We start from the raw sequence: 15,978 nt of genomic DNA on the forward strand, positions 1-15,978 counted from the left end.
CTTAGGTGCATAACCATCATTTTCGGTGCATATGAATAGCTGCAGCAATAGCAATGGAGGGGCTGTTATCGATGGGTAACAGCCCTAAACCGCAAGAAATTACACATCGTCTATAGACGGTGACAAATACCACCCGTTTTTCCACTTCTACAGGTTCTGCAATCACAAACACGTTTGAGCACTGGCAATCACGGATACCGGTGGAAAACTGGTCAGCACAGGCATAGCCAAACAACTTCACTTCTACAGCTGGCTCAGTGATATCATAAATTCTACCCCCCACCCGATAATTGTTTTATACGTCCTCTGTCGCTTGATCGGAACCGTGTAGGCAGGAGACAACGCACAGACGACCAGAGAAACAGGGCGTTACCGGGAAGGATTCAGAACCCATCCATCCATGGCTTAATATTCAGATCAGTACGATTGAACAGCCAGCGTCTTTACAGCTTTAAGGGTATGCCGGGAACTGGTTATCTTCCGGTTCGTGTTTTTGAATACTCTCAATTTTTCGTAGAAATAACTTATAAATCGTGCAAATGCGGATTTTGTCCCACTAACCGAATGACTACGCTTGCTGCCCTTTAGATTGTCCGGTCGGTTTTGGCCTATTGGCGACAATCCTCCACACAGCATTCTGTTTCCTTTCTGGCTTCCGGTTTTCCCGGTTGAGGTCGGAAACTATGGCTGTCTTTAACCCGCTACCATTCATCACTGCTGCAAGGATACCGACGTGTCAGAAAAACTGGCCAATCCCGCTCCGCTGGGCCTGATGGGCTTCGGCATGACCACCATTCTGCTTAACATTCACAACGCCGGTTTCTTTCCGATCAGCGCCATGATCCTGGCCATGGGCCTGTGCTATGGCGGCCTGGCCCAGGTCATCGTGGGTATCATGGAATTCAAGAAGGGTAATACTTTCGGTCTGACCGCATTTACCTCCTATGGCCTGTTCTGGTGGTCCCTGGTGTTGCTGCTGATCTTCCCGTCCATGGGAATCTCTGAAGCCACGCCTGCCGCATTTATGGGCTGGTATCTGGGCCTTTGGGGCGTGTTCACCGGTTTCATGTTCTTCGGCACCCTGAAGGCCAACCGCGCCCTGCAGTTCGTCTTTGCTTCCCTGACCGTATTGTTCTTCCTGCTGGCTGCCCGTGATTTCACCGGTTCCGGGCTGATCGGCACCATCGCCGGTTTCGAAGGCATCATCTGCGGCGCCAGCGCCATCTACCTGGCCATGGCGGAAGTGCTGAACGAACAGTTCGGCCGTACCGTTCTGCCTATCGGCGAAGTGCGCTGATAACACCTGCCCCGGAGCTAATTTGCTTTGGGGCAACCTTCCTTTGAATACCGTTCCTTTTTTCTCCCCCCACGCCCCGACTTACCGCTGACTATACTTCCTCCCCGATTTATTACGGACCACGCCCGTGTTAACTGGAGAGCGATGTGATGACAGTATCCCGGTTGAGCTACACCTCCGGCACTGCAGAACAACCTTTACTGGGAATGACCATCGGTGAAATGCTGGATATCACGGCAGACCGTTTTCCTGACCGGGAAGCACTGGTTGTCCGGCATCAATCGATTCGCTGGTCCTGGCGCGAACTGAAGGAGAAAACCGATGCCTGTGCACGGGCGCTTCTGGCCATTGACGTCGAACAGGGGGATCGAATAGGCATCTGGTCACCCAATCGGGCGGAATGGACGTTGATCCAGCTCGCAGCCGCAAAGATCGGTGCCATTCTGGTGAACATCAATCCCGCCTATCGTGTGCCAGAACTGAAATATGCCATGAACCTCTGTGGTATACGCTTCCTGGTAACGGCAGAGCGATTCAGGCAATCCGACTACATCGAGATGCTGCAATCCCTCCTGCCCGAACCACAAAAGAACCCCGGCAAAGCTGGCTGCAGTAGAGAAATACCCACGCTGGAAACCATCATCATCCTGTCTGATACAACCTATCCGGGCATGATCCGCTGGCAGGATATGATGGAAAAAGGGAACAGCCTGTCAGAAAACGACCTGGTACAACGGCAGCAGGCCCTGCAGTTCGATGACCCCATCAATATCCAGTACACCTCTGGCACCACCGGACACCCTAAAGGCGTAACCCTGACCCATCACAACATCCTGAACAATGCCTGCTTTGTGGCTCGCCAGATGCGCCTCACGGAGCAGGATCGTCTGGTGGTGCCGGTTCCGCTGTACCACTGTTTTGGCATGGTGCTCGCTAACCTGGCCTGCCTGACCTGTGGCGCTACGCTGATTTACCCCTCAGAAGGTTTTGATGCCAAACAGACACTGGTTGCAGTGGCAGAGGAGAAAGCCACCGCATTACACGGGGTTCCCACCATGTTCATTGCCGAACTGCATGAACCCGACTTTGCCAGCTACGACCTCTCCAGTCTGCGCACAGGGGTGATTGCCGGCAGCCTCTGTCCGGTGGAACTGATGAAACGCATTATCAATGACATGCATCTCAGTGAAATCCAGATCGGTTACGGGATGACGGAAACCAGTCCTCTCAGTACCCAGACCAGCCACGATAGCTCACTGGAACAGCGGGTTAACACCGTTGGCAGAACCCAGCCCCACCAGGAAACCAAAATCATCTCTACGGATGATCAACGCATTGTGCCAAGAGGACAGGTTGGTGAACTCTGCACCCGTGGCTACAGTGTCATGATGAAGTACTGGAACGACGAGGAAGCCACCGATAATGCCATTGACGAGGCGGGCTGGATGCACAGTGGTGACCTGGCCCTGATGGATGATGACGGGTTTATCCAGATTATCGGGCGTATCAGGGACATGGTGATCCGGGGTGGGGAAAACATCTATCCGAAGGAAATCGAAGACCTTTTTTATACCCATCCGGCAGTGGCTGAAATCCATGTCACCGGCGTGCCTGATACTAAATATGGGGAAGCGGTCATCGCCTGGATCAGGTTAAAGGACGGAATTGAGCCACCACCAGAGGAATCACTCAAGGATTTCTGCAAGGACCAGATTGCCCACTTTAAAATTCCCCGCTATTTCAAATTTACGGACAGTTTCCCGATGACCATTACCGGTAAGGTTCAGAAATATAAAATACGCGAAATCAGCACCCGGGAACTGAATCTGGATGAAACTGCCTTGCCAGGAACCGCCATTTAAGCCCATAGTCTTCAGCAGATAATGAAAAACCTGTTCCTTACTTTTCTTCATACTGTCAGGGGATAAATCATGTCTTCACCGGTTCGAACCTACCAGAAAAAAACACCTAAGTTGGGTGACCGTGTCTTCGTGGATCCAACAGCGGTTGTTCTGGGGGATGTGGAAATCGGTGATGACAGTTCCGTCTGGCCCATGGCAGTCATCCGTGGTGATATGCACGCCATCCGGATCGGACAACGTACCAGTGTGCAGGATGGCGCTGTTCTGCACATCACCCATGCCGGCCCCTTTAATCCTGATGGCTGGCCGCTGACCATCGGTAACGATGTCACCATCGGCCACAAAGCCTGCCTGCATGGCTGCACCATTCATGACCGGGTGCTGATTGGCATTGGCGCTATAGTCATGGATGGGGCGGTAGTGGAATCCGAGGTACTGGTAGCGGCTGGCGCCATGGTCGCACCCGGCAAGGTGTTGGAGAGTGGCTTTGTCTACAAGGGAAACCCAGCTAAAAAAGCACGCCCCTTGACCGAGAAAGAACGCAGTTTCTTTAATTACAGTGCAGACAATTACCGGAAACTGAAAGACCTGCATATCGCTGAAGATTACTGAAAAATCCGCCTACACAATGGCATCTGCCTGATTTTCAGGGATTGCTTTCTGGAAAGGCTTTAGCTGGTTGCAGTGCTCGTAAACCTGCCGGATAGCAGGGTAGGGTGATAGATCCACGTTAAAGCGAAGCGCATTGTAGACCTGTGGAATCAGGCAGATATCAGCCAACGTCGGTTCTTCTCCAATACAAAAGCCTGAACCCGATAGCTGAGGTTCCAATTCCTCAAACCCCGTCGCGATCCAGTGTGCGTACCAGTCAGACTTCGCCGTATCAGACACACCCAGCTCACCTTGCAGATAATTCAATACTCGAAGGTTATTCAGTGGGTGAATATCGCAGGCAATCTGGCAGGCCAAACTCCTGACCTGGGCCCTTAGCCATGAATCTCCCGGCAACAACAGAGGCGACTCGGGATGACTTTCATCCAGCCACTCCATAATCGCGAGTGACTGACTTAACAAACCTTGAGGTGTTTCCAGTGCGGGCACCAGACCTTGCGGGTTTCGATCCCGATAGGCCTGCGAGCGCTGCTCACCGGTTCTCAGGTTAATCGGAATTGAATCGTACGAAAGCCCTTTCAGGTTCAGTGCTATCCGTATCCGGTAAGCTGCAGACGATCGAAAATAGTCATACAGCTTCATGCATCCGCCTCGTACTGGCAGATGCGTTGATCAATGGCACCAAAGACGGATTGTCCCTTGGCATCCAGCATTTCAATCCGCACCCGGTCACCGAATCGCAGGAAAGGTGTCTGGGCTTCACCACCTTCAATAATCTCAAGCATCCGCTGTTCTGCAAGACAGCAGGAGCCACTGCTGCGATCCGTATTCGAAATGGTGCCGGAGCCCAGCAGTGTGCCCGCTCCAAGGCGACGGGTCATGGCAGCATGGGAAACCAACCGGGCAAAATCAAAGGTCATGTCCACCCCGCAATTGGGTTGACCAAATAACTCGCCGTTCAATTCCACCCTAAGCGGCAAATGGACTTTGTTATCCTGCCAGACATCACCCAGCTCATCAGGCGTCACTACGACCGGAGCAAAGGCTGATGCGGGTTTGCTCTGTAGAAAGCCAAACCCTTTACCCAGTTCGGCAGGAATGAGATTTCTCAGGGAAACATCGTTGACCAGGGTAAGTAACTTGATGTGAGAAGCCGCCTGTTCCGGAGAAACGCCCATGGGGACATCATCCGTCAACACCACCACTTCCGCTTCAAAGTCGATGCCCCAGTCTTCAGAGGCGACCAGAACGTCGTCACAGGGTCCCAGCAGGTTATCGGAAACGCCCTGGTACATCAGCGGGTCAGTCCAGAAATTCTCTGGCATTTCGGCACCACGGGCTTTTCTGACCAGTTCCACATGGTTAACGTATGCACTGCCATCTAACCACTGGAACGCGCGGGGGAGGGGAGCGCCACATTGTTCCGGCTCCAGACCAAAGGCATCTGGCCATTCTCCCCGGTTGAGTAATTCATACACTTCATTCAGCCGACTGGCTTTTTCTTCCCAGTTATCCATTGCCTGCTGCAACGTAGCTGCTATCTTGGGTACGGCAGCAGCCTGCTTCAGATCCCGGGATACAACAACCAGTTTACCGTCTCTGCCATCTGCCAGGGAGGCCAGCTTCACACAGTGCTCCTTACCCGGTCAGTCCGGGCGATTTATTCGAATATCGGTACGGGATGACAGAAATTTTTTCTGTCTGATCGATTAAATCACTGTTGATTACAGCAGTTTTCACGGCATTATCTAGCGTATTTGCCGAATTTATTGGTTATTTGCCGCAGCATCCGTCTTTGCCGCCATGATGAAATCATTTTTATGCAGCCCATTAATTTTGTGGGTCCACCAGGTCACGGTGACCTTTCCCCACTCCGTTAACAAGCCCGGGTGATGTCCCTGTGCCTCCGCCAGTTCTCCGACCTGATTGGTGAATGCCAGCGCATCACGGAAGTTCTTGAAGGAATACACTTTTTCGAGCTGCATGACACCATCACGCGTTTCAATGGACCAGTCCGGCACCATGGCCATCAGCTCACGCATTTCATCATCGGTGACCTGAGGCGCACCGGATTGACAGGGTTCACAGACCCCATTAGCGAGTTCAGACATACTGAAATCCTGTTGTCACTGTTCATCTTTCGGTGGATATCGAGGCTCAAACAGCCCCAGCGTTTTTGCCTTACTGACCATAGCCATGATGTCCATGTCACTCAATTGCTGCAAGACTGACATCTGATCAATGACGAAATAGACCGATTGCAGAATATCAATCCGGTACGGCGTTCGCATGGCGGCGACAGGATCGAAGGCTTCCCGCAGCGGCTTGTCACTCTCCAGGCTGTAAATGGTTTCCTTTGGGCTGGAAAGAATTCCACCACCGTAGATACGCCGACCTTCGTCTGTATCGACCAGACCGAACTCGACGGTCATCCAGTATAAACGGGCCAGGAAAATACGATCTTCCTTGTTGGCTTTATAAGCCAGCTTGCCATAGGTATGTGTGAAGGCGGCAAAATCCGGATTGGTTAACAACGGACAGTGGCCGAAGATTTCGTGGAAAATATCCGGTTCCCGCAGGTAATCCAGCTCTTCCCGGGTTCGGATAAACGTCGCCACGGGAAAGCATTTCTCCGAGAGCAGCTTGAAAAAGCGATCAAAAGAGATCAGTGCCGGTACTCGTTCAACCCGCCATCCTGTTGTACGTGCCAGCACGCGATTGAGTTCTTCCAGTTGCGGCACCCGGTCAACCGGCAGCTGCAACTGGTCCAGTCCATCGAAATATTCCTGGCAGGCACGCCCCGGCAGTAACTGCATCTGCCGCGACATCAGGATTTGCCAGGTTTCATTGTCCTCGTCGGGATAGTGGATATACCCCTGTTCGTCAGGTTCCCTTGCGACATATGCCGTTCCGCTGCTGGCCATGCATGCCTCCGGTTATTCCCTGTCTTGACGGTATGCTGCGTTATTTCTGCAATACACCCCGGCGGATCTGGTCCCGCTCCATACTTTCGAACAATGCTTGGAAATTGCCTTCCCCAAAGCCTTCATCCCCTTTACGTTGGATGATTTCAAAGAAAATGGGACCAATAACCGTTTCCGTAAATATCTGCAGCAGAAGCCGCCCCCCCGGGCTGCCATCCATCAGAATGGCGTCCTTTTTCAGGCGTTCGACATCCTCACCGTGGCCCGGCAAACGTTCTTCCAGCATGTCGTAATAGGTATCCGGTGGCGGTGTCATGAAGGCAGTGCCGCCGCCCCCTAAGGATTCCACCGTGACATAGATATCCTCTGAACTCAGCGCGATATGCTGAATGCCTTCCCCGTGGTATTCCTGCAGGTATTCCTCAATCTGGCTTTTATCGTCCGAGGATTCATTGATGGGAATACGAATCTTGCCACAGGGACTGGTCAGCGCCCGGGACTTAAGGCCTGTCATTTTGCCTTCAATATCGAAGTAACGGATTTCCCGGAAATTGAAGAGGGATTCGTAGAATTGACTCCATTGATCCATATTGCCGCGGAAAACATTGTGAGTCAGATGATCGATATTCAATAGCCCTTCACCCGCCGGATGCTGATCAACACCGTCAATGGGGATGAAATCAATATCGTAAATGGAACCCGATTCTCCGTAATGATCCACCAGGTAAATCAGGCTGCCGCCAATCCCTTCAATCGCCGGAATATTGAGTTCCATTGGGCCCGGCCGGTTGATCACCGGTTTCGCGCCTAACCCGATAGCATGCTCCATTGCCCGTGCAGCATCTGCCACCCGGAAAGCCATGGCGCAGGCACAGGGACCATGAATGATGGTGAAATCTTCAGCAAAACTATCGGTTTCGGCATTCAGGATGAAATTGATATCACCCTGCCGGTAAAGTGTTACATCTCGAGAACGGTGACGTGCAATAGCCGTAAAACCAAGCTGTTCAAACAGGGCAGCCAGCTCTTCCGGCTTACTGGCAGAGAACTCGACGAATTCAAAACCGTCTGTTCCCATGGGGTTGTCTTCCGTGATCAGTGCGAGCTGTTTTTTATCAGGCATGACAGCATTCCCTCCCACGTATTTTTTATCCTTCTCTTTCTTTTTAGAGGGATTGGACGCCGATGTCTACCAATGCTAATAACGATTTTTTATATGCATTCAGCCCGAATTCGAATTCAGCCTATGGCGAATCCGGCGTTGTGTTACGAGGAAAGTTATCCGGAAACCGGGTGGTACTATCGAACCTAATCGTTTCCAGACGAACCGCATTATCAAACCGGGCACCACGCAGATCTGCACCACTGAAATCCGCATGAATCAGGTAGCTGTCAGAGAAGTCGGCGCCTCGCAGATCAGCATTGTGGAAGTTGGCCTGGTCAAGGCTTGCATTCACAAATTTGGCTCCATCAAGCTTTGCTCCTGTGAATGTCACGCCACTGAGGATTGTATCCGTGAAATCGATACCGGAAAGGTTCATTTTCGAAAGATTAAACCACCACATGACAGGAATTCTGAGTCCATTTTGCAGGGCTTTTTCCAGGTCTTCCTGGTCAACAATTGCGCCGTTTTTCCTCAACCAGTCGAGCGTCTGATTATCGAGCCCCGAGGCTTGATGAAGCACCAGGTTTTCCACCCTTGCATCAGAAAATAACGCACCCGAGAGATGAGAGTAGGCCATATTCGCCTGACGAAGATCCGCCCTGGTGAAATTGGCGCCGAGAAAATCTGAACGGCCGAAATTCACCTCCCGGAGATCAGCTTCCGTAAAATCCGCCTGTTGAAAACTGGCCTGAAAGACAGACGTCGCCCCTCGTAACCTGGCTCCGCGGAAAGACACATGATCCATATCAGACAGTAATTTGGTTGTTTCCAGAACGGCGCCTGATAAATTTGCATGACTTAAGTTCGTACTCCTGAGACTACTGCCAGACAGGTCAGCCTGCTGTAAATCTGCTCCCAATAAATCGGCATTACTGAGATCCACCCGGGCAATATCCAGTTGACTCAAGTCCGCATCCTGCAATTCCAGCCGAACCTGATGCAGACAGCTGGCTTCCATCAGCAGCAACGCATCATTCAGGTAGCGATAGCAGAAACGCTGCACGGGAGAACCAAAGGCAAGACGCAGCTCATCAAAGCCACAAAGCCTGTCCCCTCCCGGCTGACACCAGCCTTTACCCCTGATCTCCTGCACTGTAGAAACCAGTGTCTGCCGAGGATCCGGTTGCAACACATTATTAATGAGGTAAAACACTACGCCACTGAGCAGCAGTAAACCCGCAACCCATTGTAAACGACGAGTCATAAGGGAATCCGTTCCATTGTTAACGCTTTATATTCATTAACCATAGCATTGGTCTGTCAGACCATTGTCTAATGACTCAAGCGGCAACCGGGCTGTCCAATGTTCTTTTCCTGCCTGATTCCGTTGATATCACGCCCTTCAGAAACAGCGTCTGTCCTTCCCGCGTCTTTTAATTAACAGGATGAAGATGGATCATCTAGCGAATCTTTTTTAATAACCCCGTCTTTGCCAGCGTTGTCCGCATTGTCCGTACTTGCCAGCGAACCGGTGCCGATACAACATATATCAGGGACATGAAAAGCCATGGTTTTATCCGTTTTAACCGGCGTCATTACCACGATAACGAATATAAAAAATGACCGGATATTTTGCCTCCTTAAATGACAGCGTTGTCTACAATCAATCCCGCCCAGAACAAAGTGAGGAGGAATAACCGTGATTGAAGTCAACCTGCATGAGCTTGACGTCCGTGTATCCAGCCTGGAAGAGAAGGAGGCACAGCGCGCCAGAGAGGAACAAAGGCGTGATAAATATTATGAATCGCTTAATACCATGCTGGAAGAACAGAGTATCCACCTGAACGCCAATACCATGCAAATGGACCGGATAGAGAAACACCTTGTCCAGCACGATGAAATATTGCTGAAACTGAACGATTCCTATATCCGGCTGGAAAATGACTTTTCCCTATTTAAAGAGGAAACTAACAAACGTTTTGATCGTTTGGAAAATAACTTTTCCCTATTTAAAGAGGAAACCAACAAACGTTTTGATCGTTTGGAAAATGACGTCTCCACCCTCAAGGGTGACGTCTCTACTCTCAAGGATGACGTGTTTACCCTCAAGGGTGACGTCTCTACCCTCAAGGGTGACGTCTCTACCCTCAAGGATGACGTGTTTACCCTCAAGGGTGACGTCTCTACCCTCAAGGATGACGTGTCTACCCTCAAGGACGGCATGGCAACCGTTAATGAAAAACTGGATTTGCTCCTGTCCCGTCATTGATCCCGGTTGATTCAGCAAAACAGTGCGGCGATGCCTGTCGCCGCCGGTTTGGTCATCCACAGGAACAAGGTGCCGACAATCAGCCCCAATACCACTATGCGCCCGCCACCGGATTTGCCTGTTCAAAGACCCGTAACTGGCCCTGGCTCTTAACCTGGTTCATTACAATCAACCCATGATGAAACCGCCGTCATTCAAATCTGGCTGGAATGGCAGTCCTCAACAATGATGATCCCGGCCGGAACATCCCACAAAAAACAACACTTCTCATACCCCGGTTTGTAGACAATAATGCAGCCATCAACACCTCCCCCTGTTTATTGAGAAAAGGCGTTTTCCTGTGGAAGATGTTATTGAGCTCCTGAAAGCCAGCGCACTGGATGTTCCTGTTCCCCTCAGGCTTCCTGATGAGGATGAACTGGTAGAGATCGAGGAAGAGCTGCTGATCTCACTGCCATTCGATCTGCGGGAATTCCTGCTCAATGTCAGTGATGTGGTCTACGGTTCGATTGAGCCGGTCACAGTCACCGACCCCCAGTCACACACACACCTTCCCGATGTCGCTGCCGAAGCCTGGGATACGTTCGTTCCCCGTCATTTGATTCCTGTCTGTCGCGACAACGAGCAGTACTACTGCATCAGTGAAGATGGCGAGATCACCTTGTGGTCGGAAGAGGGTGAGTCTGATGAAACCTGGCCTTCCATCTGGCACTGGGCCCGGGAAATCTGGCTGAATGGCTGACAGGTTCCCTGTCAGCTTTCGATCTCTTCCACCTGTTCCACCAGCGGGACGGCATAACCCAGTGTCAGATCCCAGGGGAAGCGTATCCATGTCTCCTGGCTGTAGGCCTGGACAAAAGTATCCACCAGCGGCTGCCCGGCGGGTTTGACATACAGCGTTGCAACATGCGCCTGGGGCAGGGCTTTACGTACAGCCTTCAGCGTTTTTCCCGTGTCTACCAGATCATCAATAATGAGATAACCACTTCCTTCTGACGTGATCACCGGATCTTTTAGCACGGTTATTGTTCCCTGCTGCTGGTCATCGTAACTGGCGATGCAGAACGTATCGATCAGGCGGATATCCAGCTCCCGGGCAATGATCGCCGCAGGTATCATGCCGCCCCGGGTCACCGCGATAATGCCGTTCCAGGTACCCAGTGTCAGCAGCTTTTGCGCCAGTAGCCGGGAATCCCGGTGCAGTTCAGACCAGGTTTTGATCATATCGCGGGTGTACAGGGCTTCACTCGTACTGACCATGGTGGCTGACCACTCATCAGGGTTGCTTATTGAATTGATCGCAGCATTTTATGCCTGCAGAACGGTGAATGACAGCCTTTTCCGGGATGTGGTATAAGCTACGACCGTCATCACCCATTCCTATTTCATTCAAACAACCAGGTGCACCTGCCATGGAAATATGGTCCGCCGCCATTCTTTTATTCCTTATCATGGATCCACTGGGCAATATGCCCGTCTTTCTTTCCATCCTGAAATCCGTCCCGCGGGAACGCCGGAACAAGATACTGATTCGCGAGCTTCTTATCGCCCTGGGCATCATGCTGTTGTTCCTGTACACCGGCCAGTCATTCCTGGCCATCATGCACCTGAAGCAAGAAGCGGTCAGCATTGCGGGTGGCATCATCCTGTTCATTATCGCCATTCGCATGATTTTTCCATCCAGGGGAAGCAGCATCATGGGTGATACGCCAGACGGCGAACCGATGATCGTACCACTGGCCACGCCATTGATTGCCGGCCCTTCATTGCTGGCCGCGATCATGCTTCTGGCAAACCAGGATCCCGACCGGATGTTTGACTGGACACTTGCCGTGGTCAGCGCCTGGTTTGTTTCCGCCTGTATCCTGATGTGTTCCGGAAAACTCTATGATTTGCTGCGCGAGCGTGGCTTGTTTGCCCTTGAGCGTCTTATGGGCATGATTCTGGTCATGCTGTCAGTTCAAATGTTCCTGGACGGCATCATTCACTACGTGCAGGGTGTGTAACAGCCGCAAAGTGGTGTTTACCAACGGGTAACACCACTTATCTATCCTGCTAATACGTCAGCTCTATAAACTGGACAATTTCTCCGCCATCAATGGATAACAACGCCTGACGAAATCCGGGTGGACCAAAATCCCCCCTGGCATTGTTGGAAAAGCCATAACCCTCTGTCGGAATGCCTAAGCGAGTATCAAGAACGCCGTTGTTGTTCTCATCATGAAACATCGAAATGGCATATTTCCCGGGTGTTTCCACACTGAACCGTAGCTGCATTCTTCCGGTTTTCGCTTTGACCTTGAGGTACATGAGTGCGCCCGGCTTATCAGGAAAACTTTTCGCGCTTTTATGCAATGAGGCCAGCAGAAACCCCTGATTACTGCGCACATTTCTGATATTGAGAATAATCTCCCCGGCCGATAATTCAGCAACAATCCCAGCCGTAATCAGCGCCAAACCTACCCATACTGTTCGCCAATAAGACCACATAGCCAATGAACCTGTCAGCCAAGATGTTTTTAATCAGGCCACCTGCTTAATTCAAGCGATGGTCTAATTAACGGTCTATATATAGACCAGAAAAAGTAACGGATGATCCTGGCAACCTGTTAATCACCATCACGCTTGTACTTATGGAAACGAGGAAAAAGGTTTTACTCTTTTATTTACGACTCACCATGATCCTGTTGCTGGTGCTCTCTGTTCCCTGGTATGGAACCGCTCAATACCATCAAATACAGTGGCTGGGTATGCCTGCCTGGGTCACCCGTGCAGTGTTCTGCTATGCCCTGATTGTCGTTATAAATCTGCTGACATGGATGCTTTTTGCCTATTGGGACCGGGAGCCGGATAGCCAGTGACAATGGCAGAAATCGGGCTTGGCGGCCTGCTACTTTATTTGCTGATACTGATTCCGGTCTGTGTAGTGGCCTGGCGCTATCGCAGTGATGCCCACAGCAACCACTACCTGGCCAACCGTTCCCTCGGTTTTTTTGTCCTGCTTTTAACGCTCTACGCGACGATACAGAGCAGTAATGGCCTGATGGGCGCAGCAGGGGAAACCTGGCGGCGAGGATTTTTCTGGGTGGTTGCCGTGGGATATGTCGTTTCCATGGCTGTTGGTTATCATTTTATCGCGCCAGCGCTAAGGCCAATTGCCTGTAAGCATGGTTTTATCACACCCGGAGACTGGCTGAGACACCGCTTTTACGGTGAGCCGCTGGCGCTTTCCCTGCGTCGAATCATTACCCTGGTCATGGCCGTTGTATTGGCCAATATTCTGTTTGCCCAGCTAAAAGCCATCGGTGAAATCACTGAAGTCATGACGGGCGGAATGATAACCTACCCTGCAGGAGTGGTTGCGCTGGCGCTGGTTATCCTGGTTTACGACCTCGCAGGGGGGCTTCGGGCCGTGGCATGGACCGATGCCATTCAGGGGCTGATCATGATTACCGGGCTAATCCTGCTGCTGACGTGGATCCTGGACAAACATGACAGTCTTTCCGCAATAACGGCGGGTATCGCTCAGCTCAAACCCGGTAACCTGGCTCCCCCTCAACCTGAACAGCAACGGTATTGGCTGAGCACGATGTTGCTTGTGGGACTATCAACCGTTATCTACCCACAGGCGGTTCAGCGCATCTTTGCCGCCAAAACCAATACTACGCTCTACCATTCAATGGCCATGCTGGGTTTGTTTGTATTCCTGGCGCACCTGATTGTGTTCTTTGTCGGGCTGGCAGCCATTCCACTGTTCCGGGAAGGGGTCTGTCAAAGTGACCAGATTCTCCCCGTGATTCTGAAAGAGTGGGCGGACGGCTCATTCACTCACACCCTGGGAGCAATGATGGTTCTTCTGGCGATTCTTGCCGCCATCATGTCTACAGCAGACTCGGTACTACTCAGCCTGGTTTCCCTGCTGACCCGGGATCTGGCCATAAACACCGTCCAGAACCCCTCCATGAAGCTGGATCGCTGGCTCTCCATTTTCATCATGGGTGCCTTGGCAACCGGCGCCCTCTATCGTGATATTACGTTCTGGCGCCTGGTAGAAATTAAACTGGAAATCCTGCTTCAGTGCATGCCGGCATTCATTGTGGCTCTGCACTGGCGCAGTGTCTCAGCGAGAGCCGTTTTATTCGGTTTGCTGGCCGGAATAAGCCTCTATGCACTGGGACTGTTCCATGGGCTCAAACAGTGGCAGGGTATCCATGCAGGCGTCATTGCCCTGGGGTGCAACCTGCTCATCGTTATGGCGGTACAGCTGTGCACCACGGAGCGTACAATTATCCAACAAAGTCCTGTGGACGATCGGTAAATATACCATTCACCCCCCACCCCCAGAGTTTTTCCGCCATTTTCTGGTTGTTGACGGTGTAACAGTACAGTTCATAGCCGTTAGAGGTAATCTCCCGGGCACGGGCCTCCCTTAAACGCTTGCAGTCGACATGAATAGTCACCGCATTGACATCCCGGGCCTGGGTTAACCAGTTACGGGGTAACTTCTCAAAAAGGTGGCCCAGTCGATATTCCGGTGCATCAACATGACACTGCCTGAGTGCTTCATGGCTGAAACTCGAAATGATCAACCTTTCATTCTCTTTCCAGTGCTGCCGCAATGTCGAAAGAACCGGCTCTACCAGTGCCTTTACCGTATGCCGGTGCATTTTGATTTCAAGATTCAGGCCGAGTCCCAATTCCTGTATCAGTGTCAGGGCTTCTATCAATGTCGGAATAGGTTCACCCGCAAATTCGGGGCTGAACCAGCTGCCAGCATCCAGCTTACGGAGATCCGTCAGATTGCTCCGGAGCAACCGCCCTTTGCCATTCGTGCAGCGCCGCAGGGACTGGTCATGATGAATCACCAGGTTTCCATCCCCCAGCAACACCACATCAATCTCTACCCACTTTGCACCCACTTCATGGGCTTTTCGGATACTGGCCAGGGTGTTTTCTGGCGCAAGACTGGCATTGCCCCGGTGACCGATAATCCTGCTTAGTAACATGTTGCTTTCCGTGATTTCTGGCAGTTTACGGGAATTAAAACGGCTGTGAATAAGCCAGAATTACCATACTACTGCAGAAGCAGGCAACAAGACTTAACCCGGCGCAACCTTCCTTATTTTTCTTACCCAGCATTGGAAACGTCAGCAGGCTTGAGAGCAAAAATGCCATCACTCCCCGGTGACACACCATGCCACTACAACAACGCATAAGCCCGGGCAATATGAATAATCACCACGGGAAGAATCCCGTTACAACGTGTAGAGGGTGATTATAGAAATTAGAAAATCCAGCCTGCCAAAAACTACGGCAGGCCGGTCAGGGAAGGGGTCTTTACATCAGCACCAGGCGGGTATCGGTACGGGAAAGCGCTTTGGTCGGCTTGCCTTCGCTGCCAATGCCACGCAATACACGAAACCCTTCATCAATAACGCCCATCAGGCTGTCCAGGGTTTCTGACTCCACATAGAACACGGTGTCATTGCGACCCAGCACGTTGAATGCGGTTTTGATTTCAGGGTGACGGCTCAACAGTTTTTCCGCGATTGTGGAACCACTGATTCTCAGGTCTGCAAAAATCCAGGCACCGGTGCCATTGGGGCGCGCATGTGATTCTGAAGACAGAGCATCACCATAATGATCCAGCACCAGCATGGTTTCCGTCCGCTCAATCGGATTGAAGCGGTCTTCCAGCAGGGCATGGACGCGATCACTCATCAGGCTCTTGAGCTGATTAACATCCGTCGTGCGACCATAGCAGATCAGGTCGGTCGGCCCGATCAGGCAGTGAACAAGATCAATTTCCTCGATTTCCAGCAAGGTTTCACGAATCTTGTGGACATCGTTGTCACCAGCATCCACCAGCACGATAAAGCCGATATTTCGGGCACTTGTCATTTACTGCT

19 protein-coding genes are annotated in these 15,978 nt (G+C 51.6%); 8 read left to right on the forward strand and 11 right to left on the reverse strand.

Features of this window, described 5'->3' with window-relative positions:
• Positions 1-16: 16 nt before the first annotated feature.
• Positions 17-283 carry a neutral/alkaline non-lysosomal ceramidase N-terminal domain-containing protein gene (locus AC27K1_RS04575; RefSeq protein ID WP_487148658.1) on the reverse strand — a complete coding sequence of 89 codons (267 nt, stop codon included), beginning with the start codon at positions 281-283 and terminating at the stop codon, positions 17-19.
• Positions 284-733: 450 nt separating this feature from the next.
• Between AC27K1_RS04575 and satP the strand changes: the two genes are divergently transcribed.
• The 3 genes from satP to AC27K1_RS04590 all read left to right on the forward strand — a co-directional run bounded on the left by satP (position 734) and on the right by AC27K1_RS04590 (position 3,771).
• Complete coding sequence (satP, locus tag AC27K1_RS04580; RefSeq protein ID WP_487148660.1) at positions 734-1,297, forward strand: acetate uptake transporter; 564 nt, start codon at positions 734-736, stop codon at positions 1,295-1,297.
• A gap of 149 nt (positions 1,298-1,446) precedes the next feature.
• Positions 1,447-3,159, forward strand: coding sequence for an AMP-binding protein (locus AC27K1_RS04585; protein ID WP_487148987.1), 1,713 nt, complete (start codon positions 1,447-1,449; stop codon positions 3,157-3,159).
• A gap of 69 nt (positions 3,160-3,228) precedes the next feature.
• On the forward strand, positions 3,229-3,771 hold the full coding sequence (locus tag AC27K1_RS04590; RefSeq protein ID WP_487148662.1) for a gamma carbonic anhydrase family protein: 543 nt from the start codon (positions 3,229-3,231) through the stop codon (positions 3,769-3,771).
• Positions 3,772-3,780: 9 nt separating this feature from the next.
• Here the strand turns inward: AC27K1_RS04590 and maiA are convergent, their stop codons facing one another.
• From maiA to AC27K1_RS04620, 6 genes are all read right to left on the reverse strand, one after another.
• A complete protein-coding gene (maiA, locus tag AC27K1_RS04595) occupies positions 3,781-4,413 on the reverse strand; it encodes a maleylacetoacetate isomerase (RefSeq protein ID WP_487148665.1) in 633 nt (210 codons plus the stop codon).
• Positions 4,410-5,399 carry a fumarylacetoacetate hydrolase family protein gene (locus tag AC27K1_RS04600; RefSeq protein ID WP_487148667.1) on the reverse strand — a complete coding sequence of 330 codons (990 nt, stop codon included), beginning with the start codon at positions 5,397-5,399 and terminating at the stop codon, positions 4,410-4,412. Before AC27K1_RS04600 ends, maiA begins: the two co-directional genes overlap by 4 nt.
• A 138-nt stretch (positions 5,400-5,537) precedes the next feature.
• Complete coding sequence (locus AC27K1_RS04605) at positions 5,538-5,882, reverse strand: 4a-hydroxytetrahydrobiopterin dehydratase (protein WP_487148669.1); 345 nt, start codon at positions 5,880-5,882, stop codon at positions 5,538-5,540.
• A 15-nt stretch (positions 5,883-5,897) separates the two neighbouring features.
• Positions 5,898-6,695: a phenylalanine 4-monooxygenase gene (gene phhA, locus AC27K1_RS04610; RefSeq protein ID WP_487148671.1), complete on the reverse strand. Its 798-nt coding sequence runs from the start codon at positions 6,693-6,695 to the stop codon at positions 5,898-5,900.
• Positions 6,696-6,735: 40 nt separating this feature from the next.
• The gene (gene hppD / locus AC27K1_RS04615; RefSeq protein WP_487148673.1) at positions 6,736-7,818 is read right to left on the reverse strand and encodes a 4-hydroxyphenylpyruvate dioxygenase; all 1,083 of its coding nucleotides are present in this window, start codon (positions 7,816-7,818) and stop codon (positions 6,736-6,738) included.
• A 121-nt stretch (positions 7,819-7,939) separates the two neighbouring features.
• Positions 7,940-9,064, reverse strand: coding sequence for a pentapeptide repeat-containing protein (locus tag AC27K1_RS04620; protein WP_487148675.1), 1,125 nt, complete (start codon positions 9,062-9,064; stop codon positions 7,940-7,942).
• Positions 9,065-9,499: 435 nt separating this feature from the next.
• Here AC27K1_RS04620 and AC27K1_RS04625 point away from each other — a divergent pair, with 435 nt between their 5' ends.
• The gene (locus AC27K1_RS04625) at positions 9,500-10,069 is read left to right on the forward strand and encodes a hypothetical protein (protein ID WP_487148677.1); all 570 of its coding nucleotides are present in this window, start codon (positions 9,500-9,502) and stop codon (positions 10,067-10,069) included.
• 340 nt (positions 10,070-10,409) lie between these two features.
• Positions 10,410-10,811 carry an SMI1/KNR4 family protein gene (locus AC27K1_RS04630; protein WP_487148679.1) on the forward strand — a complete coding sequence of 134 codons (402 nt, stop codon included), beginning with the start codon at positions 10,410-10,412 and terminating at the stop codon, positions 10,809-10,811.
• Positions 10,812-10,822: 11 nt separating this feature from the next.
• Here AC27K1_RS04630 and gpt read toward each other — a convergent pair whose 3' ends face one another.
• The gene (gene gpt, locus AC27K1_RS04635; RefSeq protein ID WP_487148681.1) at positions 10,823-11,329 is read right to left on the reverse strand and encodes a xanthine phosphoribosyltransferase; all 507 of its coding nucleotides are present in this window, start codon (positions 11,327-11,329) and stop codon (positions 10,823-10,825) included.
• A 152-nt stretch (positions 11,330-11,481) separates the two neighbouring features.
• On the opposite strand from gpt, the gene AC27K1_RS04640 reads away from it, so the two are divergent.
• Positions 11,482-12,075, forward strand: coding sequence for a YhgN family NAAT transporter (locus AC27K1_RS04640; protein ID WP_487148683.1), 594 nt, complete (start codon positions 11,482-11,484; stop codon positions 12,073-12,075).
• A 49-nt stretch (positions 12,076-12,124) separates the two neighbouring features.
• On the opposite strand, the gene AC27K1_RS04645 is transcribed toward AC27K1_RS04640, so the two are convergent.
• The gene (locus AC27K1_RS04645; protein WP_487148685.1) at positions 12,125-12,559 is read right to left on the reverse strand and encodes a DUF2141 domain-containing protein; all 435 of its coding nucleotides are present in this window, start codon (positions 12,557-12,559) and stop codon (positions 12,125-12,127) included.
• Between the two features lie 143 nt (positions 12,560-12,702).
• Between AC27K1_RS04645 and AC27K1_RS04650 the strand changes: the two genes are divergently transcribed.
• A complete protein-coding gene (locus AC27K1_RS04650) occupies positions 12,703-12,930 on the forward strand; it encodes a hypothetical protein (protein WP_487148687.1) in 228 nt (75 codons plus the stop codon).
• Positions 12,931-12,932: 2 nt separating this feature from the next.
• Positions 12,933-14,387 carry a sodium:solute symporter family protein gene (locus tag AC27K1_RS04655; protein WP_487148989.1) on the forward strand — a complete coding sequence of 485 codons (1,455 nt, stop codon included), beginning with the start codon at positions 12,933-12,935 and terminating at the stop codon, positions 14,385-14,387.
• On the opposite strand, the gene AC27K1_RS04660 is transcribed toward AC27K1_RS04655, so the two are convergent.
• Together AC27K1_RS04660 and AC27K1_RS04665 are read right to left on the reverse strand one after the other, a co-directional pair.
• Complete coding sequence (locus AC27K1_RS04660) at positions 14,356-15,075, reverse strand: glycerophosphoryl diester phosphodiesterase (protein WP_487148689.1); 720 nt, start codon at positions 15,073-15,075, stop codon at positions 14,356-14,358. The genes AC27K1_RS04655 and AC27K1_RS04660 overlap by 32 nt on opposite strands.
• Positions 15,076-15,406: 331 nt before the next feature.
• Positions 15,407-15,970, reverse strand: a complete 564-nt coding sequence (locus AC27K1_RS04665; RefSeq protein ID WP_487148691.1) for a hypothetical protein — start codon at positions 15,968-15,970, stop codon at positions 15,407-15,409.
• Positions 15,971-15,978: the final 8 nt, after the last annotated feature.

Source organism: Kistimonas ophiarachnellae (genome assembly GCF_057552235.1).